Below are 24,004 nucleotides of genomic sequence, written 5' to 3'. Positions count from 1 at the left end.
ATTTCAAGGAAGGGTTTTCGCCGCCATTGATCGAGATCGGGCGAGCGTCGAAGCGGGGTGCGACGAGGCGGCGGGCAGTGCGCAGCCGGTGTCGTGTAGGGAGCTGTTAACGGGGAATCGGTGAAGAACCGGCAGGCGAGCCGGTTGCGATGCGAGGTGCGCACGCGGTATCCCGCGCACGCGCCCCGCACGCGGATTACTGATCGATCGGCGACTTCAGCGGTTCATGTTCGCCCGTCAGCCCGAACACGACGAGCTGGGCGGGCTCGGTCGCGCTCGCGTTGCGCGACACCTGGTGGCGCGAACCGGGCGCCTCGTACCAGCCTTCGCCGGCGCGGTAGCGGCGCAGCGGGCCGCCGTTCACCTGCGACAGCACTTCGCCTTTCGACACGACGGCAAATACCGAGCCGAGGTGCCGGTGCGCTTCGGACGCCTGGCCGGGCGCATAGTCGACGGTCGCGACGACGGCAAGCTTGCCGGGCGCTTCGGGCACGGCCTGCTGCATGATCGCGTGCACGGTGCTGCCGGCGTCGTGTGCCTCAGCGGCGGCCGGCAGCGCGGCACAGAGTGCGAGCGCGACGCACGAGGCGGCGCGACGGAGCGGGGAGCCGGTCATCGTCGCCTCCTTACTCGGGCATCTTGCGGAACGCGATCGCGAAGCGGTTCCACGAGTTGATCGTCGCGATCAGCATCGACAGGTCGAACAGCTCCTCGTCGGTGAAGTGCGGCTTCACGGCTTCCCAGACGGCGTCCGGCACGTGGTTGTCGGCCACCAGCGTCAGCGCCTCGGTCCATTCGAGTGCCGCGCGTTCGCGCTCGGTGAAGAACGGCGTTTCGCGCCACGTGACGACGGTCGCCAGGCGGCGATCGGTTTCGCCGCCCTTGCGGGCGTCGGTCGTGTGCATGTCGACGCAGAACGCACAGCCGTTGATCTGCGACGCGCGCAGGCGGACGAGTTCGGCGAGGGGCTTCTCGATCGAGCTTTTCGCGAGGAATTCCTCGGCGTTGCGCATCACCTTGATCGCATTCGGGCTGGCGGCATAGAAATTCAGGCGCGGTTGCATGGCAGGTCCTTTTCGGTGGGTAGCGCCCGGTTGGCGCGACAGGACCCACTTTAAGTGGTCGACTGGCCTGCTTGAATAGCCAATTTCGTGGAAATTCAGGTAACCAGTGGCGATTCGCCGGCGCTGTCGGGGCCGAGCAGCGCGGCCAGCTTCGCGAGCGCCGTGTCGATGCGCGGCGCGTCGATCCCGCCATAGCCGAACAGCAGCCCCGCGCGGACCGGCACGCCGACGTGGAACGCCGAGATCCCGTACAGGCCGATGTCCTGCGCACGCGCCGCGCGGACCAGCGCCGCCTCGTCGAGGCCCGGCTTCAGGTGTGCGGCGAGGTGGATGCCGGCCGTCGGCACGATCGCGTCGAACCACGGCGCGAGTTCGCCGCGCAGGTGCGCGATCAGCATCTTGCGGCGCGCGTCGTAGTGTTTCTGTACACGTTTCAGGTGCCGCGCGAAATCGCCTTCGACCATGAAGCGCGCGAGCGCCGCCTGCGTCAGCGTGCAGGTGTGCCAGTCGACGATCTGCTTCGCCTTGGCCAGCGCGCCGCGCAGCGCGCGCGGCGGAATCGCGTAGCCGATCCGCAACTCGGGAAAGATCGTTTTCGAGAACGTGCCGACGTAGGCGACGAGGCCCGTGCGGTCGAGGCTCTTCAGCGATTCGACCGGGCGGCCTTCGAAGCGGAACTCGCCGTCATAGTCGTCCTCGATGATCACCGCGCGGCGGCGCTGCGCCCACTCGAGCAGCGCGACGCGGCGATCGAGCGTCATCGGCATCCCGAGCGGGAACTGGTGCGACGGCGTCACGTAGACGAGCCGCGCCTCGTCGGGCAGACGTTCGGTGACGAGGCCATGCGCATCGACCGGCACGCCGATCACCGTCGCGCCGAGCGACGCGAAAGCGGCGCGGGCGGGCGGATAGCCGGGATCCTCGACCGCGACGACGTCGCCGGGCCGCACGACGACACGCGCGAGCAGGTCGAGCGCCTGTTGCGCGCCTTGCGCGACGAGCACGTCGTCCCAGCTGCACGCGACCGCGCGGCTGAACCCGACGTAGCGCGCGATCGCGCCGCGCAGCTGCGGGTCGCCGGCCGGGTCGTGGTACTGGCCGGGGCCGCGCGCCTGCTGGCGCAATGCGTGATGCAGGCAGCGCCGCCACGCGTCGAACGGGAACAGCGTCTTGTCGGTCACGCCGCCGCGGAAGTCGAAGCCCGGCGAATCCTGCGGCGCGGGCATCGCGAGCGCGTTGGGCAGGTCGTTCCACAGCGCGCGTGCGTCGACCGCGCTGACGCGCGGCGTGTCCTCGACGATCGACGGTGCCGCCATCGCCGCGGCGTGCGGCACGCGCGCGAGGCCGTCGGCGACGAACGTGCCGTCGCCCGCGCGCGTGTTCAGGTAGCCCTCGGCGACGAGGCGCTCGAACGCGTCGAGCGTCGTCTTGCGCGACACGCCGAGCTGTTTCGCGAGATCGCGCGTCGACGGCAGCCGCGCGCCGCCTGCGAGGCGCCCGTCGACGATCGCGGTGCGCAGCTGCCGGAAGATCTGTCCCGTCAGGTCGTGACGGCCTTCGATGCGGATCGCGATGTCCATCGCAGTGGTTACCTCGATCATGATGATTCGGTGCCCGTCAGGATACCGGAAGTCGTCGGCCGGATCGGCGGCATGCGGAAGACGCCGCCGCCTGCGTCGCGCGATTGGACCGCAGCCCGCCGCTGCCTTACGATCCACGACAACCCCATACCGGAGCGATCTCATGCTGTCCGAAGACGAACTGGCGCTGCTCGACGCGATCCGTGCCACCGGCAGCCTGTCGCGCGCGGCCGCGCGGATGGGCAAGGCGCCGTCGACGGTGTCGCACGCGGCGCGCCAGCTCGAAACGCGATTCGACGCGCTGCTGTTCGACCGGCGCGGCTACCGGCTGCAGCTCACGCCGGCCGGGCAGCTGCTCGCCGACGAGGCGGTACGGCTGGCGCTGGATGTCGCGCGGCTCACGCAGCGCGTGCGGCAGGTCGCGAGCGGCTGGGAGGACCGGCTGTGGATCGTCAGCGACGAGGTGCTGGAGTTCGACACGCTGCTGCCGGTTGTGCGTGCATTCGACGCGCTCGACTCCGGCGTGTCGTTGCGCTTCACGCACGAAGTGCTCGGCGGCACTTGGGAAGCGCTGCGCGACGGCCGCGCGGACCTCGTGGTCGGCGCGACCAACGAGCCGCCGGCGATTCCCGGCTTCAAATGGTTCGAACTCGGTGCGATGGAGTGGGTATTCGCGGTGTCGCCGCGCCATCCGCTGGCAGCCGCGAGCGGCGTGCTGACGCGCGACGCGATCGGCGCGCATCGCGCGGTCGTCGTCGCCGATTCGTCGCGGCGCGCGGCCGGCCGCGCCTACGGGCTGCTCGGCGGGCAGGCCGTGCTCGCGGTGCCGTCGATGCGCGCGAAGATCCTCGCGCAGCGCGATGCGCTCGGCGTCGGCTGGGTGCCGCGCCGGCGCGTCGCGTCGCTGCTCGCGCGCGGCGAACTGGTCGAGAAACAGACGGCCGATCCGCGCGAGCCGAACCGGCTTTACGTTGCGTGGCACGGCGACCGCGACGGCCGCGCGCTGCAATGGTGGCTGGAGCAACTGCGCGAGCCGCGCCTCGCACAGCGGCTGCTCGACGGAATCGACGTGACTGGCTGAAAGCGGCTGTCCGAACATGTTCGATGTTTTCGAACATGTCCGTCGCGCCCGTCGTACGGCAAGGCCGCGCGCCGCGCGCATCCTGTGTTCACGGTCAACTCACCGGTTCACAGGAGAACATCATGCAACGCTTCGAAGGAAAGACGGTCCTCGTCACGGGCGGCAACAGCGGCATCGGCCTGGCGGCCGCCAGGGCATTCGCGGCCGAAGGCGCGCGAGTCATCATCACCGGGCGCGACGCCGAGACACTGGAAGCCGCCCGCCAGACGCTCGGCGAAGGCGCGCTGGCGATCCGCAACGAAGCCGGCAGCGTCGCGTCGGCCCGCGCGCTGGCGGACGCGATCGCGACGGCCGGCGCCCGGCTCGACGCGGTATTCATCAACGCGGGCGTCGCGAAGCTTGCGCCGTTCGCCGACAGCGACGAGGCCATGTGGGACCTCGTGTTCAACACCAACGTGAAGGGCGCGTATTTCCAGATCCAGTCGCTGGTGCCGCTGCTGAACCGCGGCGCGTCGATCGTGATCAACGGCTCGATCAACGCGCACATCGGGATGCCCGGTTCGTCGGTGTACGCCGCGAGCAAGGCGGCCGTCAATTCGTTCGCGAAGACGCTGTCGACGGAACTGCTGCCGCACGGCGTGCGCGTGAACGTCGTCAGCCCGGGCCCGGTGCAGACGCCGCTGTACGGCAAGCTCGGACTCGATGCGGCGACGCTCGACGCGACGGCCGACAAGATCAAGGGCCTCGTCCCGGTCGGCCGCTTCGGTACGCCGGAAGAAATCGCGTCGACGGTGCTGCACCTGAGCGCGGCGGAATCGGCGTTCATCGTCGGCGCGGAAATCATCGCGTCGGGCGGGATGGGCCTGCTCTGATCCGTGCCTCCGACGGAGACCGTCGCCGGGCGAAGCCACGCCGGGCGGACGGTCGCCGTCGCCTGCACGACGGCGCACGCGCACCGTGCCTATCGGGAAGCGCAGGCGCCGGCTTCGAGTTGCGTCACCGTGAGCCCGGAGAACGTCGCGCGGCCTTGCTCGGCGAACACGGCGACGCGGTCCGCGTCGAGCGGCGGAAAGACCAGGTCGGTCAGCGCCACGCGGCCGCCGTTCGCGAACACCTCGACCGACCCGCGATCGACGACGATCTCGAGCCGCACCTGCCCGCGCTCGAGCGGCAGGTTCACGATGTGCTCGCGGCTGAACGTGCCGGCGAAATGCGTGTCGCCGGAGCGGGAACGGTCGAGCGTCAGCGTGCGTTTCGCCGTGTCGTAGACGATCCGGGTGCCGGTCGATCCGTCGGCCGAACCTCTGACGATCAGGCCTGCGCGCGCCGCTTGCCGGGGCGCGATCGTCACCGTGATCCGCTGGGCCACGCCGCGCGTCGCGGCCGGCAGCACGCGCGTCGCGGAGTCGATCGTGAGGTCGCCTTCGTGCACGGCGGGCCGGCTGTCCGCCCACGCGCCGAATGCGGCGGCAGGCGCGACGACGAGCGTCGGTTCGCCGTCGATCGTCTTCAGCGACAGTTCGCGCGGCAGGGTGGTCGCGCCGCGCCACGGTGTGGTCGGCGCTTTCGCCGCGTAGTCCCAGTTGCTCATCCACGCGATCGCGACGGGCCGTGCGCCGGGCGCGCCCGAGAACGTGCCGGCCGCGTAGAAGTCCGCGCCATGGTCGACCCAGCGGAATTGCGCGGGATCGGAGCCGGCGGGCGCAATATGGTCGGGCACGAACGTGCGGCCGTCGAAGTCGCCGACGAAATACATCGCCCCGGAACCGCCCGCGATCGACCACGGGTTGACGTTGACGATCATGACCCACCTGATTCGTGTCGGATCGTCATCGAGCGGCAGCGGCACGAGGTCCGGCATCTCCCACAGCGCGCCGTCGTGCGGCACGCCCGGCCGCGTGAAGTCGCTCAGGAAATTCCAGTGGATCAGGTCGTCGGAACGATAGAGCTTCACGACCTGCGCGTCGGCGACGACCGTCGTCATCAGCCAGTAGCCGCCCGGCGCATACCACGACACTTTCGGGTCGCGAAATTGCTTCGATTCCGGATCGAGCGTGAGCACCGGGTTGTGCGCATACGGCTGCCAGGTCGTGCCCTGATCGAGGCTGTACGCGAGCGACTGGGCCTGGACGCCGGGTGCGTGACCCGAGCCCGGCTTGTAGACGCTCGTGTAAAGCGCGACCAGCGGCGTGCGGCCCGGTTGGCCGAGGCCGGACGTGTTCAGCGTGTCGGCGACGATCGAGCCGGAGAAGATTTCCTCGCTGGCGTTCGCGCGCATGGCAACCGGCTGCTCCTGCCAGTGGACGAGGTCGGTGCTCGTCGCATGGCCCCACGACATGTTGCCCCAGTCGTTGCCGAGCGGATTGTATTGATAGAACAGGTGATAGCGGCCGTTGTCGTAGACGAGCCCGTTGGGATCGTTCATCCAGTTGCGCTGCGGCGTGTAGTGGAGCGCGGGCCGCCATTGCGGCGTGCCCGGGCCGGCCGGTGCGCCACACGGCGCGGCGGCGGCCTGCGTGCACACCAGGCAGGCGAGCAGCAGCCGGGCGATCAGGAAGGAAAAGCGGAAAGACGTCGAATTCATGCGCGCGGTTCCGTGCTTCGTCGGGCGAAGCGGGAAAGGAGGGCGCATGCCGTCTTCGACGGCGGCATGCGCGATGGTCCAAAGAAAAAAGGGAGGCGCACACACGACACGCGCGATGAGCGCCTCCTCAACCCCGTGCCTTTACCGGCTTTCGTTATGGTTGGTTACGCTGTTTGCCGTCAGTTGTGGCCGGCTCCCGTGGCAGGCAGGTTCGCCGGAATGTCGCCGTAGCCGCCGAGCCCGCTGCGTCCATACGTGCGGTCGACCGCCGTCGACGTGCCGTTGATGTTCACCTTCACCGTCGGCGCGAGCGTGCCGCCGCGGCGCGGGCCGATCGCATCGATGAACGATTCGACGAGCCCGCCCGGCATCACGTAGTGCGAGTACGACTGGAATTCGCGCGGATTCTGGTTCGGATCCTGCGAATACGGCGCGCCGGCCGGCGCGGAGAAGTCGGTCGGGTTGCCGAGCACGAGGCCGCTGCCGCCGTTCAGCGGCAGGAAGTCGCTACGGATCCCGTTGCCGACGAAGCCGTACACGCCGTCCGGGCCGTCGACGCCGGCCGCCATCGTCGTGCGGTGGCTGATCGTGAACAGGTAGTACTTGCCGTCCTTCAGGTAGATCTGCGGGCGCTCGGTCTGGTCGTCGACGCAGTTCGCCGACAGGATCGGCGGCAGGAACTTCCACTCGGTCAGTTGCGGGTTCGTGGCGATCGCGAGGCCGACATTGGCCTTTTGATACACTGCGCCCGAATTCATCACCGCGTTGAGATCTTCCTTGTACGGATCGTTCGCCGCGTAGCCGAGGTCGGCATCGGTGCAGGTGCGTGCGCCGCGCGGGCCGCCCGTGTTGCCTTCGAAGACCATGTAGGTCTTGCCCGGGTGCGCGGGGTCGGTGAACACGAACGGATCGCGGAACGAGAAGTAGGTGTTCTGCTGGCCGGTCTGGTAGTAGTTGCCGTCCGGCTGCAGCAGCGCCTTGTGATCGTCGAAGCCGCTGAACCACACGTGCTTGTCGTCCGCGTGGATGTGGCCGTCGGTGCGCGTGATGATCGCCTGCGGCGGCGTGATGTCGGCGCCGCCGGGCGCCGAGCGGTTGAACGACGTCGCGGTGTAGTAGAGGCTGACGTTGTCGCCCTGCGTGAGGCGCGCCGAGCCCGACCATTCGGCGTTGTTGGTCATCGGCGCGGTGCCGAACACCCGGGCGCTCGCGCCGTCCGGGAACAGGTGGCCGCCCCAGGTCCAGCCGCCGTTCGCGGGGCGCTGCGACGCAGGGATGCCCGCGCGGCGGTAGAAGAAGCCGATGCGCGCATGGACGTGACGGTCGTCGAACGTGTAGCCCGCGTGCGGATCGGCGGTGAGCGAGAAGATCACCTCCCAGCCCTTGTAGCTGAGCTGGTTCGCGCGCAGGTCGGCCAGCGGCCAGGTGTCCCACACCCACACGTTCGAGTTGACCAGCGGGAAATCCTGCGGGATGTCCGGCATCGTCAGCGCTTGCGGCAGCGAGTTCTTGTCGGCGCCGGCGGTGTGCGATTGCGCGACGATCTGGCGGATGTCCGCGCGCGTCCAGCGCATCGTGAAGTTGCCTTCGGGATCGTAGGCTTGCTGCGTATGGGGCGTGGGCACAGGCGCGCCCGTGCCGCTGGACTGCGCGTGCGCGACGGACGCGAAGGCGGCAAGTGCGCCGCCAGCGAGCAGCAAACGTTTGGTCGCGATCGGGCGGAAAAGGGGAAAGTATGTCATCTCGTCGTCGTTTCCTGAAAAGGTGAAATTGAACGGCTGAGTGGGCATCGATGTCCAAACCGGTTTGGATGCTATTTCAAACCGGTTTGGAACGCAAAAGATATTTATTTGACGGTAATCGTTACTCAATGGAAATAATTACCCGGTCGGCGCGTCGCGGACGTCGGGCGGCCGGGCGGATCGGCGAATGCGAGGAACGACGGTGAAGGTGAATCTGAAGGCGCTATCGGACGCGCTCGGGCTGTCGCGGACGACGGTCAGTCGCGCGTTGAACGGTTACGACGACGTCAGCGAGGCCACGCGCGAGCGCGTGGCGCGGGCGGCGCGGGAAATGGGCTATGTGGCCGATCCGACCGCGCGCCGGCTGGCGACCGGTCGGGCGGACATGATCGGGATCGTCTATCCGTTCGGCGCGGGCGATCTCGGCGATCCGCGCTTCGGCGAGGTCGTCGCGGGCATCACCGAGCGGCTTGCCGAGCGCAATCTCGATTTCATCATCGCGTCTGCGCGACCGAACGCGGAACTGGACACCTATCGGCGGATCGTCGACGGCAAGCTCGTCGACGGGCTGATCGTCGCGCGCACGCTCGTCGACGATCCGCGCATCGCGTACCTGCAATCGAGCGCGTTTCCGTACGTCGCGTACGGCCGCACGCAGGGCGCCGAACCGTATGCGTGGTTCGATTTCGACAACGAGGCCGGTGCGCGCGACGCGGTGCGCCGGCTGCTCGGCTTCGGGCATCGGCGCATCGCGATGATCAGCGCGCCGCTGGCGCTGAATTTCGCCGCCCAGCGGCGCGCCGGCTTCCTGTCGGCGTTGCGCGAAGCCGGCATCGAGCCCGACCCGGCGCTGCTCGTCGAGTGCCCGTTTACGCACGACGGCGGGCAGCAGGCGGCGCGGGCCTTGCTCGCGCGCGATGCGCGGCCGACCGCGCTGCTGGTCGACAACAACATCGCGGGCGGCGGGGCGTTCAGCGCGCTCGTGGACAGCGGTCTGCGACTGGGCGACGACATGTCGCTGATCGTCTACGACGGCGTGCCGCCGGACATCGCGCATCCGTATCGCGTCACGGCTGTCGTACAGCCGACCGGGCATGCGTCTGGCCGCGCGCTGGCGGAGCTGATGCTGCGGCTGCTGGGCGACGGCGTGCGCGAGCATCGACTCGAGGCGCCGGCCATCGAGGCCGGCGACACGGACGGTCCGTTGCGCGACTAGCCGGCGCGCTAGCGGAAGGGGCGCGATCGGGCGCGGACGTTGCCGGATCGTGCCCCGCGTCGTAGCGACGAAAAGGCCATGACGTCGACAGGGGTGAATGCCCGTTTTACTAGACGACCGGTCTAATCCGGCGCTATCATCCGTTCCGTGAATGCGACGACGTATTCGGGCCTGGACAACAAGGACGCGAAAATGCCATTTCGCGCTGCGATGCTGTTCGGGCAGCGAGGCGCCGTCGTTTTATTTGGCCGTTTTCTAGACGACTGGTCTAATAGGGGCGCGCGGCATTCGGTGCAACGAATCGCACGTTGACGCGCGAACGCTGACTAACCGACAGGCGTGCCGCGCCGACCGGGCCCCCGGTTGCGCGGGCCCGTTTCCCCGTTCATTTCGAAGGAGTGTCCGATCATGAAGATTCTGGTTGTCCTGACCTCGCACGACACGCTCGGCGACACCGGCAAGAAAACCGGCTTCTGGCTCGAGGAACTGGCCGCGCCGTACTACACGTTCAAGGATGCGGGCGTCGAGCTGACGCTCGCGTCGCCGAAGGGCGGCCAGCCGCCGCTCGACCCGAAAAGCAGCGATCCGGCCGCGCAGACCGATGCGACGCGCCGCTTCGAGGCCGATGCGGCGGCGAAGGCCGAACTCGCGTCGACGCGCAAGCTGGCCGATGTATCGGCGGACGACTACGACGCCGTGTTCTATCCGGGCGGCCACGGCCCGCTGTGGGATCTCGCCGAGGATCTGCACTCGATCGGCCTGATCGAGCGCACGCTCGCCGCCGGCAAGCCGGTCGCGGCCGTCTGCCACGCACCCGGCGTGCTGCGCCACGTGAAGAACCCGCAGACCGGCGAATCGGTCGTGCGCGGCAAGCGTGCGACGGGCTTCACCAACAGCGAGGAAGCCGCCGTCGAACTGACGGAGGTCGTGCCGTTCCTCGTCGAGGACATGCTGAAGACCAACGGCGCGGAATTCGAGCGCAGCGCCGACTGGGCGCCGCATGTCGTCACCGACGGGCTGCTGATCACGGGGCAGAACCCCGCGTCGTCGGAGCCCGCTGCCGAGGCACTGCTCGCGAAGCTCGGCCGCCGGTAATTGATGGCATGGCGCCGGCGGGGCCGGCGCCGTTCCCGCTCCGTCGCCGGGCATGGCCGGCCCGCCGACGGCCCCGATCGCTCCGCCGCGCGCACCGCGCGGGGAGTCCCCAGTCGTTTTGCAGAACCAAGCAAAGGAGTCGTGGATGTCTGCCTTGTTCGAACCGTTCAAACTCAAGGATGTCACGCTGCGCAACCGCATCGCGGTGCCGCCGATGTGCCAGTACGTCGCCGAGGATGGCGTCGTCAACGACTGGCATCACGTGCATCTGGCCGGCATCGCGCGCGGCGGCGCGGGCCTCGTGATCGCGGAGGCCACGGCCGTGTCGCCGGAAGGGCGCATCACGCCGGGCTGCGCCGGGCTGTGGAACGACGCGCAGGCCGAAGCGTTCGCGCCGTCGGTCGGCGCGATCAAGGCGGCCGGCGCGGTGCCCGGCATCCAGATCGCGCACGCCGGCCGCAAGGCGAGCGCGAACCGCCCATGGGAAGGCGACGACCATATCGCCGACGGCGATCCGCGCGGCTGGCAGACCATCGCCCCGTCGGCCGTGCCGTTCGGCGCGCACCTGCCGAAGGTGCCGCGCGAAATGACGCACGACGACATCGCCCGCGTGCAGGCCGACTTCGTCGCGTCGGCGAAGCGTGCGCGCGATCTCGGCTTCGAATGGCTCGAACTGCATTTCGCGCACGGCTATCTCGGCCAGAGCTTCTTCTCGGTGCATGCGAACCAGCGCACCGACGAATACGGCGGCTCGGCCGACAACCGCGGCCGCTTCCTCGTCGATACGCTCGCGGCCGTCCGCAAGGTCTGGCCCGAGCATCTGCCGCTGACCGTGCGGCTCGGCGTGATCGAATACGACGGCCGCGACGAAGAGACGCTCGCCGAGTCGATCGCGCTCACGCAGCGGATGAAGCGGGAAGGGCTCGACATGCTGAGCGTGTCGGTCGGCTTCTCGACGCCCACCGCACAGATTCCGTGGGGCCCGGCGTTCCTCGCACCGATCGCCGAGCGCGTGCGCCGCGAGGCCGGACTGCCGGTGTCGTCCGCATGGGGGATCGACACGCCGCAACTGGCGAACCGCGTGGTGGCCGAAGGGCAGCTCGATCTCGTGATGGTCGGCCGCGCGCACCTGGCCGATCCGCACTGGCCGTACTACGCGGCCAAGCAACTCGGCGTCGAGCGTCCGTCGTGGACGCTGCCCGCGCCGTACGCGCACTGGCTCGAGCGTTACCGGATCGCCGACAAGGTGGCCTGAGCGGCCGTGGCGGCACGATGCGCCGGCGCGGCCCGCGCATGATGCGCGCCGCCGATCCGGCGCCGATGGATAGAATGGCGGTTCGTGCAGGCCGGTTGCCTGCGCGAACCGCCATTTTTTCATTTCGACAGAGGTGCCATGGGCGCACATGTCCCGTCGTCTCACGATTCCGCCGCGCGGCCGCGCGCGCAGCAGATCGCCCGCATCGTGCTGTATGCGGCGCTGCTGGTGCTCGCGCTGTGGGTGATCCGCGACTTCATTCCCGCCATCGCATGGGCCTGCGTGACCGCCATCGCGATGTGGCCGCTGCTCAAATGCTTCGAATCGCACCGGCTGTTCCGTGACCGGCCGACGCTCATCGCCACCGTCATCACGGCCGCGATCTCGCTGCTCGTCGTGCTGCCGGTCGCGGTCGCGGCCACCCAGGCGATCGGCCAGGCGCATGACCTGCGCGAGTGGCTGCGGACGATCCAGGACAACGGCATTCCGTTGCCGGACGTCGTCGGCCGGCTGCCTTACGGCTCGGCGCAGATCACCGAATGGTGGCAAGCCAATCTCGGCCATCCGCTGCATGCGTCCAGCGCGATGCATGGCATGAACAGCGAGAAATTCCTCGCGTTCGGCCGGCAGTTCGGCACCAAGCTTGCGCATGCGCTGCTCGAATTCGCCTTCATGCTCGTCACGCTGTTCGTGATCCTGCGCGCGGGCCACAAGCTGTCGGGCGCGTTGTTGCAGGGCGCGCGGCGTGCGTTCGGGCACAACGGCGCGGAACTGATTGACCGGATGGTGAAGGCCGTGTACGGCACGGTGACGGGGCTCGTCGTCGTCGGGCTCGGCGAGGGCGCGCTGCTCGGCATCGCGTATGCGCTGGCCGGCGTTCCGCATGCGGCGCTGCTCGGCCTCGTCACGGCGATTGCCGCGATGCTGCCGTTCTGTGCGCCGATCGTGTTCTGCGGCGCGGCGCTCTGGCTGTTCGTGCAGGGCGCGACCATGTGGGCCGTCGTGGTGGCCGTGCTCGGTTTCATCGTCGTGTTCGTCGCCGAGCATTTCGTGCGGCCGGTGTTGATCGGCAGCTCGGCGCGGCTGCCGTTCCTGCTCGTGCTGTTCGGCATCCTCGGCGGCGCCGAGACGTTCGGCCTGATCGGGCTGTTCGTCGGCCCCGCGCTGATGACGGTGCTGACGATGCTGTGGGCCGAATGGATTGCGTGACGATGCGCGCCGTTGCGCCGATTTGACGGAGCGGCGCAACGGGTTCGATGCGCGCGCAAGCATGCGCCGGCCGCAACGCTCGGCCACGATCCGGCTTGCACGCGGGCATGCCACGCAGGGATTCGTATAAAGATCTCTACATTTCTTTTCGATCCGGACCCAAAGGTCTAGTAGCATGGGGCTTTCGATCACGCCGGCATGGCGCAGCAGATTTCCCCAAGCATGCGATTGATTCCGATGTCCCGACCCGCGGCGATGCTGTCCCTGGCCGCGAGCTGCCTGATGTTGCACGGCTGCGCGTGGTTCGACTCGTGGCTGCCGTTCTCGTATTCGCGCACGCCGCTCGCACGGGCCGCCTCGCGGCATGGCGCGACGCGCGCCGACGTCGTCCGCGCCGGCGGCAACCCGCGCAGCGTGTGGATGGTCCGCAACGGCAGCGGCGTCTGCTACAACTACTTCATCGAGCACGGCAACGATCACCGCGAGTATTTCGTCGTGTTCGACAGGGCCGGCGTCGTCACGCAATACGGCTTCGATTCCTGCATGGACGCCGACCGCAAGGGCACGCTTCAGCCGGGCAAGAGCGCGTCGCGATAGTGCCGCCGCAACGCGCTGCGCGCGCGCGTCATACGGCCGTCACGCTATCGTGTCGACCACGCCGCCGTCGACGCGCAACGCCGCGCCAGTCGTGGCCGATGCCTGCGGCGAGCAGACGTACACGACCAGGTTCGCGACTTCCTCCGTCGTCGCCGGCCGCTGGATGATCGAACTTGCGCGCGCGCTGCGCACGAACTCCACCGCGATGTCGTCGATGCTGCGCCCCGTTTCGTCGGCCTGCGCCTTCAGCAGCGCGCGCACGCCTTCCGACATCGTCGGCCCCGGCAGCACCGAATTGACCGTCACGCTGGTGCCGGCCGCGAGCTTCGCGAGGCCGCGCGCGATCGACAGCTGCGCGGTTTTCGTGAACCCGTAATGAATCATGTCGACCGGGATATTCAGGCCCGATTCCGACGAAATGAACACGATGCGCCCGGCATTGCGTTCGATCATCCCCTTCAGGTAATGCCGCGCGAGCCGCACGCCGGACATCACGTTCATCTGGAAGTAATGTTCCCACTCGGCGTCGTCGATCTCGAAGAATGCCTTCAGGCCGTAGATGCCCGCATTGTTGACGAGGATGTCGGCATCCGGCGTGTGCTGCGTGATGCGCGCGACGCCGGCCGCGTCGGACAGGTCGGCGGCGACGCCGTCGAAGCTCGCGCCGGGCACGGCCGCGCGCAGCTGCGCGAGCGCAGACTGAACCGACGTGTCGCTGCGGCCATTGACGACGACGCGCGCACCAGCGCGCGCGAGCCCTTCGGCGATCGCGAGCCCGATGCCGGCGGTGGAGGCGGTGACGACCGCGGTCTTGCCTTTCAGATCGATGTGCATGAGCGTGACGGGAGAGGAGTGAACGGGATCCGCCGCGCGTGCCGCGGCGGCCGGAATTCAAAGCTTAGGCGAAATGGCGCGATCCCGCGTCGACGCCGGCAGGTCCGGTTGCGCGGCGGCGCACAGTCTTGTACGGTGAGCGTTCGCCGTCCGAACCGGGAGCCCGCCGCGTGAGCCGTACCGCCAACCGATCGATCGACCCGTCGCCGTTCTGGCGCGACGCCGCGCTGCCGTTCATCGAGGCGCGCACCGTCGACGACGGCCGCGAGATCTGCTACGCGAAGCACACGCACGACACATTCTCGGTGGGCGCGATCGTCGGCGGCACGAGCACCTACGTGAACGGCGCGACGAACGAGCACGTCGGGCGCGGCGTGCTCGTGATCATCGATCCGGAACAGGTCCATGCGTGCAACCCGTATGGCCCCGATGCGTGGGCGTACCGGATGGTCTATGTCGACGTGCCGTGGCTCGCGCGGCTGCAGCATGCGCTGGGGCGCGATCCGAACGGCGATTTTCACGGGTTTTCGCCGAAGTTGACGGAGCGGCGCGACCTGTTCGCGCAATTTGGCGGGTTCTATCGCACGCTCGTTTCGCCGTCGGTCGATCCGCTCGGCAAGGAAAGCGCTGCGGTCGAGTTCTTCACGCAACTGCACGGCGCGCTCGATCGCGAACTGCCCGATCCGCGGCCGGGCGACGACAACGCGAAGCTCGCGCGTGCGGCCGACTACATCGCCGCGCATTGCCGCGAGGGCGTGACGCTCGATGCGATCTGCGCGGCGGCCGACCTGTCGCCGTCATACCTGATCCGTGCGTTCAACGCGCGCTACGGGATGACGCCGCACGCGTTCCTGGTCGATCGCCGCGTGCAATACGGCCGCACCGAGCTGCGCCGCGGCCGGCCGATCGCCGAAGTCGCGCTCGATGCGGGCTTTGCCGACCAGGCGCATTTCCAGCGAGCGTTCCGGCGCATCGCGGCCGCGACGCCCGGGCAGTACCGAAGCGCGATGCGCTGACCGGCGGCGCGGCTATACGTCGAGCAGGAACAACGCGCTGCCTGCCAGCAGCAGCGCCATCAGCCGGTTGAACACGCGCATGCGCCGCGCGTTCGCAAGCCGATGCCGCAGCGACGCGCCCGCATACGCCCAGCAGGCGATCGACGCGAAGCAGATCACCAGATACAGCGCGGCGAATTGCCAGACCTGCGCGCGGTCGCCGTCGGCCGCATACGCGCCCATCGCGGCCACGCATGCGAGCCATGCCTTCGGATTGAGCCACTGCATCGCGGCGCCGGACGCCGCCGACGGGCCGGCCACGTCCGGGTCGGCCGACAGCCGGCCGTCGTCGAGCGCGAGCCGCAACGCCATGAACAGCAGGAACGCGATCCCCGACCACTGCGTGGCCGTCGTCAGCACGGGCCAGCGCGCGAGCGCCGCGTGCAGGCCGAGGCCGATCAGCAGAAAGAGCGCGACGAAGCCCAGCGTCGCGCCGGCCGCGTAGCGCAGGCCGGCGCCCAGGCCGTGACGGGCGCCCGCGCTGAGCGCGACGATGTTGACGGGACCGGGGGTAATCGACGAGGCCAGCGCGAACGCGGCCATCGAAACCAGCATGCTCATCAGGTGTCTCCATGCGAAATGTCGAAAGTCGCATCGAGACTACGGGAGCCGTTTCGGCCCGTATTGAAGAAAACTGCCCTCGGTGGCGCGGTCGGGATTCACGTCACGCTGAACCGGGCGCAACGCCCACGGGCCGATCGAAAGTCGTCGGATGCAGGCGTTGCAACCGACGCCGTCGAATCTTTCTTCACGAATGGGCGGGAGTCGCGAGCGCGTCGAACGCGTCGGCTTCCGGAAGCTGGCGCCACGACTCCGGGCCTGCGTCGATCTCTTCGACCGTCAGCAGACACGCATCGAGTTCGCGACGCAACCGGACGTGATCGATCGACTGCCCGATGAACACGATTTCCTGGCGGCAATCGCCAGCCGGTTCCTCCCATTTCTTCAGCACGCCGTCGCGACGATAGTCGTCGTGCGGCCAGTCCGACGGCGGAGTAAACCGCCACCATCGGCCAACGTAGCCCCACTGGAACGCGTCGCCGGCCTGCACGAGCATCGCGGTTTCGGCATATCGGTGCGCGGCCCAGACATATCCCTTGCAGCGCAGCAGTCGGCCGTTGGTCCAGGGGCGGCGCAGCCACGCGAGCAGGCGCGCCGGATGAAACGGCGCGCGTTCGCGATAGATCCACGACGCGATTCCGTATGTATCCGATTCCGGCGGGCGTTCGTCGGCCTGCATGCGTTGCATCCATCCCGGCGATTCGACGAGCGCCGGCAGATCGAAGCGTCGCGTATCCAGGACATCCGACGGATCGACCTTGCCGTGCTGCATCGGCAGGATTCGCGCCGATGGATTCAGTGACGCCAGAATCGCGTGCAGCCGCTCGAAACCCGCGTGGCCGATCCGGTCGAGTCGGCTCACGAGGATCACGTTCGCATATTCGACTTGTTCGATCAGCAGGTCCGACAGCTTGCGCGGCGGATCGGCATCGCTGCCGTTCGCGAGCGGGGCGTCGCGCGTGACCGGTTCAGTCGACGCGATCATATCCTCGAACGTCTCGCCGTTGACCACCGTGACGAGCGTGTCCAGCCGCGCGAGTTCGCTGAGGCTGAAACCGTCGCGGTCGAGAAACGCGAACGTCTCCGCGACCGGCATCGGCTCCGAGATACCCGTCGACTCGATCAGCAGATAATCGAAGCGATGCTGCCGCGCAAGCGTGCTGATCTGCTCGAGCAGATCGGCGCGCAGTGTGCAGCAGATGCAACCGTTGGTCATTTCGACCAGTTCGTCCTCGCCTCGATGCAGCTCGACATTGCGCCGCACGTCGTCGGCGTCGACGTTGATCTCGCTCATGTCGTTGACGATCACGGCGACCTTCAGGCCGGCGCGATTGCGCAGGATGTGGTTCAGCAACGTCGTCTTCCCGGCGCCGAGGAAGCCGGACAGCACGGTGACCGGAATCCTCGGCGGCGGGGCCGCCGGCACGTGCCGATTTGCCGGCGTCGTCATGCGCTCTGCCCGGACGCGCGATCCAGGTAGCCCTCAAACAGGTCGACCACGACATAGCCGTCGTCGGCGGCGTCGCCCCACAGATCCTTCACGCGGAACTCGACGTGATAGGTCGGCTGATGCGCGGCGCCGGTGTCGCCGTGGCCGATCGCGTCCGGGAATGGCCACGATTCGGTCGTCCGGTGCAGCACGACGCCTGCCTTGCCGCGAACGTAGCCCGGCGCGCGGATGTGTCCGCTGACGTATTCGTCGCGAACGACGACGCGATCGCCGACCTCGAACCGCGTCGACTCGGGCGGGGTCGCCCGGCCGCCGGATCGCGGCGGGTTCGCGAGCCGGAAAGGCGAACCGAGCGCGCGGTCGAGTTCATCCTGCGTGAGCACGCCGGTTTCGACGAGCAAGGTTGCGGTCGCGATCACGTAGCGCTCGTAGTAGCGCGTGCCGACGTGCTGGCGCACGTCGATGCGTTCGACTGCGTGACGTACCTCGTCGACGCTGAATTTTTTCAGTTGGTCCACCCCGACGAACATCAGGCTGTACGCGAGATGCTCCCAGTCTTCCTTGAAGACCGGTTTGTAGCCGAGGCTGTTGATCGTATGCGGCACCGGGCCGAAACCCTGGAATCCGCCGAGGTCGTGAAAGCCGTCCATATGTGATCTCCGAGATGAAGGTCGAGAGCGAAACGTGGTGCGCGTCAGTGCACGCGCGGCAGCGCAACGCCGATCAGCACGTCCTTGGTGACGAGCGCGCGCAGTTGTTCCTCGGTCATGTGCTCGCTGCCGGCCGGCCGCACGGGCAGCACGAGATAGCGGCTTTCGGCGGTCGTATCCCAGACCTTCACGACGACGTCGTCGGGCAGGTCGGTACCGAGCTCCCGCAGCACCGTGCGCCCTTCGCGGACGAGCCGCGCACGATATTCGAAGCCCTTGTACCACTCGGGCGGCAGCCCGAGCACCGGCCAGTTCGTGCATGAGCACAGGCTGCAGACGATCACGTTCTTCAGCGTCGGCGTGTCTTCGAGCGCGACGATGTATTCGCCCTGCGGGCCGGTGTAGCCGAACTGCGCGCATGCAGCCGTGCCGTCTTTCAGCAGAAGGTCGCGAAACGCGGGGTCGACCCATGCACGCGCGACGATGCGCGCGCCGTTGGCCGGATCCCAGGTCGTGGACATCAGCTCGGTCAGATTTTCGACATAGCCGTCGGGAATCAGGTTCTTCTCTTTCATCACGCGAAACAGCGCCCAGGCGCGTTCGCCGGGCGTCGAGGCTGTGTCCTCGGAAGGCATCGTGTTCATCGTGGGGCTCCTTGTCGTGGTTCGGGTCGACCGCCGCCACGGCGTGGCGACTGTGCCGTGGCGGGGAGGGGGCGCGTCGTGTCGGTCACGCTCGACGAGCAGGGTAAGAAGAGAAAAAGCGCGGTTCTTTGCCGGCACGGATCGGAAACTATGCCGAGACGGCCCCATTGCGCGGCAGGTGCCGACGCGCACCGGATGCACGGCGATTCGCGGCATCGACAGCCCATCCGGCATGAAACGGCGGCAGCCCGCGCACGTTTTGCGACCGCTGCGGGGCGCTGGCTGCGCAGGCCCGCCACAGCCAATTTCTTGTTCCGCCGGAAAACAGAAATGCGGATTTTGCCTTTCTATTCTCACCCTCAAGCGACGGCCGTCCGGTGTCGCGAATCGTCGGCACTCTACCGAGTACCGGCGGAATAACAGTCAACCAGCACCCCGCGATTCCACGGTCCGGCGACGGTTTCCGTTCGTCGTACGTCGAGCGTGGCGGTGTCTGCGCATCCAGGTGAGGAGCATGATGGACAACGTCAACAGAATGAAACTGAAGCGAATCGCGCGCTGGATCGGCCTGTCGCTGATGGTCGTCGCATCGCATTACGCGGGCGCGGTCGAGGTCGACCCCGGCGACTACGAGCAGTATCCGGTCGGCGCGACGATCGGCGTGCTGTACTACAACTATTCGGCGACGAACGCGTACTACGCGAACGGCCACCGGACGTCGGATTTCGACCTGCAGTCCAATGTCGGCATCGCCCGCTTGCTGCACGTGTTCCAGCTCACCGACAGGCTCACGATCGATCCGCAGGTGCTGCTGCCGTTCGGTCATATCAGCAGCTTCGGCAACGCGGGTGCGCTTGGCAGTACGAACGGTGTCGGCGACGTGATCCTGACCGCTCCGTTGAAATACCGCCTGAACGAAGCGAAGGACGTCGTCGCCGCGACGGTCTACGTTTACGCGCCGACCGGGAGTTACGACCAGAACCGCGGCCTCAATCTCGGCGCCAACCGCTGGTCGCTCGATTTCCAGGCAGCCTACATCAAGCACTTTTCGCCGCAGTGGGCGCTCGATCTCGTCGGCGACGCGATCTGGTACGGCAACAACACGTCGTACGGCGCGAGCGGTGCGACGCTGCATCAGCGGATGAGCTACAGCACCCAGGCGATGGTGCGTTACATGCCCGATCCGGGCACGTCGCTCGGGATCGGCATCACCCAGCTCTGGGGCGGCGAAACGAGCGTCGACGGCGCGGACAACAACGACGCGCTGCGCACGACGCGCCTGCGGATCACCGCGGCGAAATTCGTGACGAAGGCCGACCAGGTGCAAATCCAGCTCGGCACCGACCTGAGCGTGCGCAACGGTCCGAAGAACAGTGTGCTCGCGGGCCTGCGCTACGCGCACATCTTCTGACCACCCGCATGCGCCGGGATATGGCCGGTGCATGTCGCTCAGTGTCCCCAACGCAGATATCACGACACCCCATTCACTTCCCACGGAGGTCACGCATGGAATCCGCCATCGACAAACACCTGATCTGCCCGCGGACGCTGTCGCGCCGCGTCGCCGACGATTACCAGCCGCCGTTCCCGATGTACGTCGCCCGGGCCGCCGAAGACCTGAGCCAGGTCGTGATGGGCTATTTCGGCGTCCAGTATCGCGGCGCCGACAAGCGCGCCGCGGCGCTGGCCGCGTTGCGCCGGATCGTCGCCGATTTCGGTGCGCAGGACGGCCCGAACAACTTCGACCTGACGCAACACACCGACGACCAGGGCTACGAGAACCTGATTGCCGTCGGCTACTGGCGTGATCCGGCCGCGTATGCGCGCTGGATTGCGTCGCCGGCAGTCGTGGAATGGTGGGCCTCCGACGCCCGTCTCGCGGACGGGATCGGCTACTTCCGGGAAATCGTCGCGCCGCGCGCCGAGCAGTTCGAGACGCTTTACGCATTCACGAGCGATTTCCCCGGCGTCGGCGCGATCATGGACGGCGTCAGCGGCGAGATCGAGGAGCACGGATACTGGGGATCGATGCGTGACCGGTTCCCGATCTCGCAGACGGACTGGATGGCCGCGGACGGCGAGTTGCGCATCGTCGAGGGCGATCCGGCTCGCGGCGGCCGTGTGGTCGTACTGGCACACGACAACATCGCGCTGATTCGGTCCGGTCAGGACTGGCGCGCCGCGGAGACTGACGAGCGCCGACTGTATCTGGAGGAGATCGAGCCGACGCTGCGCAGCGGAATGGAGTTCCTGCGCGACAACGGCAAGGACGTCGGCTGCTACAGCAATCGCTACGTGCGCTCGATCGATCTCGACGGCAACGCGCTCGACGAAAGTTACAACATCGGCCACTGGCGCTCGCTCGACCGCCTCGAGCGCTGGGCCGAATCCCATCCGACGCACCTGCGGATCTTCGTCACGTTCTTCCGCGTCGTCACCGGGCTGTCGAAACTGCGGCTGTATCACGAGGTTTCCGTTTTCGACGCAAAACATCAGGTCTACGAATACGTGAACTGCCATCCGCGCACCGGACTGATGCGCGACGCCGTCGCCATCGCCCGCTGAATCCCGCCGGCGCCGCCAACACTGGCGGTGCCGCTTACCGAACTGGAGAACGTCGATGGCCATCAAACGCCCGACCCGCGAACAACTGTCCGACATTGCAGCCGGCTTCGGCTTTCATGTCGATTCCCGCCAACTCGCCGAATACGACGATGCGCTGCAGGCGAACTTCGACGCGTACGACGTGATCGACGCGCTGCCCGACCATCTGCCCGTCGTCGCGTATCCGCGCACGCCCGGCTACTGCCCGGAAGGCGACGAGAACCGTTACGGCGCATGGGCGCGCAAGAGCACGATCCACGGCGCCGCCGACGGCAAGCTGCACGGCAGGACGGTGGCCGTGAAGGACAACATCTGCGTCGCCGGTGTGCCGATGCGCAATGGCGCAAGCACGTTCGAGGGCTACGTGCCCGATATCGATGCGACCGTCGTCACGCGGGTGCTCGACGCCGGCGCGACGATCGCCGGCAAGGCGACCTGCGAGTACTACTGTTTTTCCGGCGGCTCGCACACGAGCGCGTCGGGGCCGGTGCACAATCCGCGCAAGGCCGGATATTCGTCAGGCGGCTCGTCGTCCGGCAGCGGCGCGCTGGTCGCGAGCGGCGAGGTCGACATGGCGCTCGGCGGCGACCAGGGCGGCTCGGTGAGAATCCCGTCCGCCTATTGCGGCATCGTCGGGATGAAGCCGACGCACGGGCTCGTGCCGTACACCGGCGCGATGCCGATCGAGGCGACCGTCGATCATCTCGGGCCGATGACGGGCACGGTGCTCGACAACGCGCTGCTGCTCGACGTCATCGCGGGCGACGACGGGCTCGATCCGCGCCAACGGATGTTGCCGCCGCGCGCCGATTATCTCGGCGCGATCCGCGACGGCATCGCGGGCCTGCGGATCGGCATTCTGCGCGAGGCGTTCGGGCTCGCGAATTCGGAGAAAGTGGTCGACGAGGCCGTGCGGGTCGCCGCGCTCCGGTTGCGCAAGCTGGGCGCGAGTGTCGACGAAGTATCGGTGCCGCTGCATGCGGCCGGCACCGCGATCTGGCTGCCGATCGCGGCCGAGGGTGCAACGCAGCAGATGATGAAGGGCAACAGCCACGGTTTCAACTGGGGCGGCCTGTACGTGACCGGCATGATCGATCATCACGCGGGCTGGCGCGAACGCGCCGACGAGTTGCCGGATACCGTGAAGGTGACGATGCTGCTCGGCGAATATTTCACGAGCCGGTATCGCGGGCGCTACTACGCGAAGTGCCAGAACCTCGCGCGACGCTTGCGATCGGCTTACGACGCGGCGCTGCAGTCGTATGACGTATTGCTGATGCCGACCGTCCCGATGCGCGCGTCGGAACTGCCGAAGCCCGGCTGTGCGATGTCCGAATCGCTGACGCGCGCGTTCGAGATGCTCGCGAATACCGCGCCGTTCGACGTGTCCGGGCACCCGGCGATGTCGCTGCCGTGCGGGGTAGCCGACGATCTGCCGATCGGGCTGCAACTGGTCGGGCGCCGCTTCGACGAAGCGACGATCTACCGCTGCGCGTATGCGTATGAACAGTCTTCCGACTGGCGTCAGACGACATTCGCATGACGTGCCCGGCGCGGCAGCGCATCGCCGCCGCGCCGCATGTCGGTCCGGCCGGCAACGCGGCTTGCACGGTTGCCGATTGGACAATGCGCTTTTGAACGGGCACGCTACCGGCTGCGTGTTGGCTAACCGATGTGGGGCACGACCATGACGATGCGTCCTTTCCCGCGCGCCGCAAGCGGCGACGCGCCCGGTCCGGCGTCCGGCAGCCCGCCGGACGAATGGACGAATTCGGCGATCGAGGTGGCGACCGACGGCTCGGTCAGCCAGCGTATCGAGTTTTGGCGCGAGACGATTCTGCGTTTGTTCGCGGACGTGCAGATCGCGGCCGTGCAGAAAGCCGATTTCTTCGGCCAGGTGCGGCAGCGCAAATGCGAAAAGATGCGAATCTCGGAAATCCATGCCAGCGAGCAGGCCGTGATTCGGCGCTATCGCCAGGCGCGGAGCGAGTATGAGGACAAGTATTTCGGCGTATTGATGCTCGAGGGCAGCCAATCGGTCGAGCAGGACGGCAAGATCGTCACGCTGCGCCCCGGGGATTTTGCGATCTACGACGCGACCCGGCCGCACCACCTGCAGTTCGGCCAGTCGTGGCGCGAGATCGTCGTGAGCATTCCCCGCGCGACCCTGAACCAGCTCGTCGTCGGGATGGAACACCGCACGGCCTCCCCGACGCACACCGGGGAGGGCGTCGGCAGCGTCATGCGTGCGTTTCTCGAGCAGATGTCGTCGCAGATCCGCAGCGTGACCGAGGAAGAGATGCGGCAGTTGTCGGATACCGCGATCTCGCTGATCGCGATGACGCTCGGGGGCATGCAGCGCAACGACGTCGCGCAATCGAGGATGAAGGCGTTGACACTGACGCGTGTCAAGCGGCATCTGCTCGAGCACCTGCACGATCCGGAGCTGAGCCCGATGATGATCGAGCGGTCGATCGGGATTTCGTCGCGGTACATCAACAAGCTATTCGAGGCCGAAAACACGTCGTTGATGCGTTACGTATTGAATCTGCGGCTCGAACGGTGCGCGCAGGATCTGGCGAATCCGCAATGCGCGGTGCTGCGCGTGTCGGACATCGCGTTGCGCTGGGGATTCAACGACATGTCGCATTTCAGTCGCGTGTTTCGGGAGCGGTTTGCGATGTCGCCGCGGGCATGGCGCGAGCAGGGCGGCAAGCCGCGCGCGTAACCCGTCCCGGGCCGCGTTCGCGGCACGCAGGCGCCGATCGGAAGAGCGGCTGGAC

At 67.7% G+C, this 24,004-nt stretch carries 22 protein-coding genes; 12 read left to right on the top strand and 10 right to left on the bottom strand.

The genetic code is table 11. The features are described from left to right. Positions 1-196 precede the first annotated feature (196 nt). The 3 genes from AC5LXX_RS24315 to pdxR all read right to left on the bottom strand — a co-directional run bounded on the left by AC5LXX_RS24315 (position 197) and on the right by pdxR (position 2,644). A complete protein-coding gene (locus AC5LXX_RS24315) occupies positions 197-616 on the bottom strand; it encodes a cupin domain-containing protein (protein WP_493411271.1) in 420 nt (139 codons plus the stop codon). Between the two features lie 10 nt (positions 617-626). Then, the gene (locus tag AC5LXX_RS24310; protein ID WP_124447830.1) at positions 627-1,064 is read right to left on the bottom strand and encodes a carboxymuconolactone decarboxylase family protein; all 438 of its coding nucleotides are present in this window, start codon (positions 1,062-1,064) and stop codon (positions 627-629) included. Positions 1,065-1,159: 95 nt separating this feature from the next. Continuing rightward, positions 1,160-2,644, bottom strand: coding sequence for a MocR-like pyridoxine biosynthesis transcription factor PdxR (pdxR, locus tag AC5LXX_RS24305; RefSeq protein WP_493413405.1), 1,485 nt, complete (start codon positions 2,642-2,644; stop codon positions 1,160-1,162). A gap of 163 nt (positions 2,645-2,807) precedes the next feature. Between pdxR and AC5LXX_RS24300 the strand changes: the two genes are divergently transcribed. Together AC5LXX_RS24300 and AC5LXX_RS24295 are read left to right on the top strand one after the other, a co-directional pair. Beyond that, positions 2,808-3,725, top strand: a complete 918-nt coding sequence (locus AC5LXX_RS24300; protein ID WP_493411270.1) for a LysR family transcriptional regulator — start codon at positions 2,808-2,810, stop codon at positions 3,723-3,725. 122 nt (positions 3,726-3,847) lie between these two features. Next, positions 3,848-4,597 carry an SDR family oxidoreductase gene (locus AC5LXX_RS24295; RefSeq protein WP_124447826.1) on the top strand — a complete coding sequence of 250 codons (750 nt, stop codon included), beginning with the start codon at positions 3,848-3,850 and terminating at the stop codon, positions 4,595-4,597. 89 nt (positions 4,598-4,686) lie between these two features. Here AC5LXX_RS24295 and AC5LXX_RS24290 read toward each other — a convergent pair whose 3' ends face one another. Next, positions 4,687-6,309: a glycoside hydrolase family 32 protein gene (locus tag AC5LXX_RS24290; protein WP_493411269.1), complete on the bottom strand. Its 1,623-nt coding sequence runs from the start codon at positions 6,307-6,309 to the stop codon at positions 4,687-4,689. A 179-nt stretch (positions 6,310-6,488) separates the two neighbouring features. Next, positions 6,489-8,051, bottom strand: a complete 1,563-nt coding sequence (locus AC5LXX_RS24285; protein WP_493411268.1) for a glycoside hydrolase family 68 protein — start codon at positions 8,049-8,051, stop codon at positions 6,489-6,491. A gap of 187 nt (positions 8,052-8,238) precedes the next feature. Here AC5LXX_RS24285 and AC5LXX_RS24280 point away from each other — a divergent pair, with 187 nt between their 5' ends. The 5 genes from AC5LXX_RS24280 (at position 8,239) to AC5LXX_RS24260 (ending at position 13,423) form a co-directional block, all read left to right on the top strand. Beyond that, positions 8,239-9,267, top strand: a complete 1,029-nt coding sequence (locus tag AC5LXX_RS24280; protein ID WP_493411267.1) for a substrate-binding domain-containing protein — start codon at positions 8,239-8,241, stop codon at positions 9,265-9,267. A 408-nt stretch (positions 9,268-9,675) separates the two neighbouring features. Then, positions 9,676-10,362, top strand: a complete 687-nt coding sequence (locus tag AC5LXX_RS24275; RefSeq protein WP_322082460.1) for a type 1 glutamine amidotransferase domain-containing protein — start codon at positions 9,676-9,678, stop codon at positions 10,360-10,362. 145 nt (positions 10,363-10,507) lie between these two features. Beyond that, entirely contained in the window at positions 10,508-11,617 is a 1,110-nt protein-coding gene (locus tag AC5LXX_RS24270) for an NADH:flavin oxidoreductase/NADH oxidase (protein ID WP_493411266.1), read from the top strand. Between the two features lie 138 nt (positions 11,618-11,755). Next, positions 11,756-12,826, top strand: a complete 1,071-nt coding sequence (locus tag AC5LXX_RS24265; RefSeq protein WP_493411265.1) for an AI-2E family transporter — start codon at positions 11,756-11,758, stop codon at positions 12,824-12,826. Between the two features lie 222 nt (positions 12,827-13,048). Then, positions 13,049-13,423 (top strand): hypothetical protein, encoded by a 375-nt coding sequence (locus AC5LXX_RS24260; protein WP_493411264.1) that lies wholly within the window; start codon positions 13,049-13,051, stop codon positions 13,421-13,423. 39 nt (positions 13,424-13,462) lie between these two features. Here the strand turns inward: AC5LXX_RS24260 and AC5LXX_RS24255 are convergent, their stop codons facing one another. Continuing rightward, entirely contained in the window at positions 13,463-14,257 is a 795-nt protein-coding gene (locus AC5LXX_RS24255) for an SDR family NAD(P)-dependent oxidoreductase (protein WP_493403245.1), read from the bottom strand. 170 nt (positions 14,258-14,427) lie between these two features. Here AC5LXX_RS24255 and AC5LXX_RS24250 point away from each other — a divergent pair, with 170 nt between their 5' ends. Further along, a complete protein-coding gene (locus tag AC5LXX_RS24250; protein WP_493411263.1) occupies positions 14,428-15,273 on the top strand; it encodes an AraC family transcriptional regulator in 846 nt (281 codons plus the stop codon). Positions 15,274-15,285: 12 nt separating this feature from the next. Here AC5LXX_RS24250 and AC5LXX_RS24245 read toward each other — a convergent pair whose 3' ends face one another. From AC5LXX_RS24245 to nthA, 4 genes are all read right to left on the bottom strand, one after another. After that, the gene (locus tag AC5LXX_RS24245; RefSeq protein ID WP_493411262.1) at positions 15,286-15,873 is read right to left on the bottom strand and encodes a LysE family translocator; all 588 of its coding nucleotides are present in this window, start codon (positions 15,871-15,873) and stop codon (positions 15,286-15,288) included. A 187-nt stretch (positions 15,874-16,060) separates the two neighbouring features. Next, positions 16,061-17,323: a GTP-binding protein gene (locus tag AC5LXX_RS24240; protein WP_493411261.1), complete on the bottom strand. Its 1,263-nt coding sequence runs from the start codon at positions 17,321-17,323 to the stop codon at positions 16,061-16,063. After that, the gene (nthB, locus tag AC5LXX_RS24235; RefSeq protein ID WP_493411260.1) at positions 17,320-17,973 is read right to left on the bottom strand and encodes a nitrile hydratase subunit beta; all 654 of its coding nucleotides are present in this window, start codon (positions 17,971-17,973) and stop codon (positions 17,320-17,322) included. The genes AC5LXX_RS24240 and nthB overlap by 4 nt, the downstream gene beginning before the upstream one ends. Positions 17,974-18,017: 44 nt before the next feature. After that, positions 18,018-18,617: a nitrile hydratase subunit alpha gene (gene nthA / locus AC5LXX_RS24230; protein ID WP_493411259.1), complete on the bottom strand. Its 600-nt coding sequence runs from the start codon at positions 18,615-18,617 to the stop codon at positions 18,018-18,020. A 514-nt stretch (positions 18,618-19,131) separates the two neighbouring features. Between nthA and AC5LXX_RS24225 the strand changes: the two genes are divergently transcribed. The 4 genes from AC5LXX_RS24225 to AC5LXX_RS24210 all read left to right on the top strand — a co-directional run bounded on the left by AC5LXX_RS24225 (position 19,132) and on the right by AC5LXX_RS24210 (position 23,949). Beyond that, positions 19,132-20,028 (top strand): transporter, encoded by an 897-nt coding sequence (locus tag AC5LXX_RS24225; RefSeq protein WP_493411258.1) that lies wholly within the window; start codon positions 19,132-19,134, stop codon positions 20,026-20,028. A 95-nt stretch (positions 20,029-20,123) separates the two neighbouring features. Then, positions 20,124-21,182, top strand: a complete 1,059-nt coding sequence (gene oxdA / locus AC5LXX_RS24220) for an aliphatic aldoxime dehydratase (RefSeq protein ID WP_493411257.1) — start codon at positions 20,124-20,126, stop codon at positions 21,180-21,182. A gap of 55 nt (positions 21,183-21,237) precedes the next feature. After that, on the top strand, positions 21,238-22,764 hold the full coding sequence (locus tag AC5LXX_RS24215) for an amidase (RefSeq protein WP_493411256.1): 1,527 nt from the start codon (positions 21,238-21,240) through the stop codon (positions 22,762-22,764). 144 nt (positions 22,765-22,908) lie between these two features. After that, entirely contained in the window at positions 22,909-23,949 is a 1,041-nt protein-coding gene (locus AC5LXX_RS24210) for an AraC-like ligand-binding domain-containing protein (RefSeq protein ID WP_493411255.1), read from the top strand. Positions 23,950-24,004: the final 55 nt, after the last annotated feature.

The sequence above is a fragment of the Burkholderia torrens genome (assembly GCF_984668525.1).
Note: the sequence above shows the minus strand (reverse complement) of the source record. Positions and strands in the feature narration are given on the sequence as shown.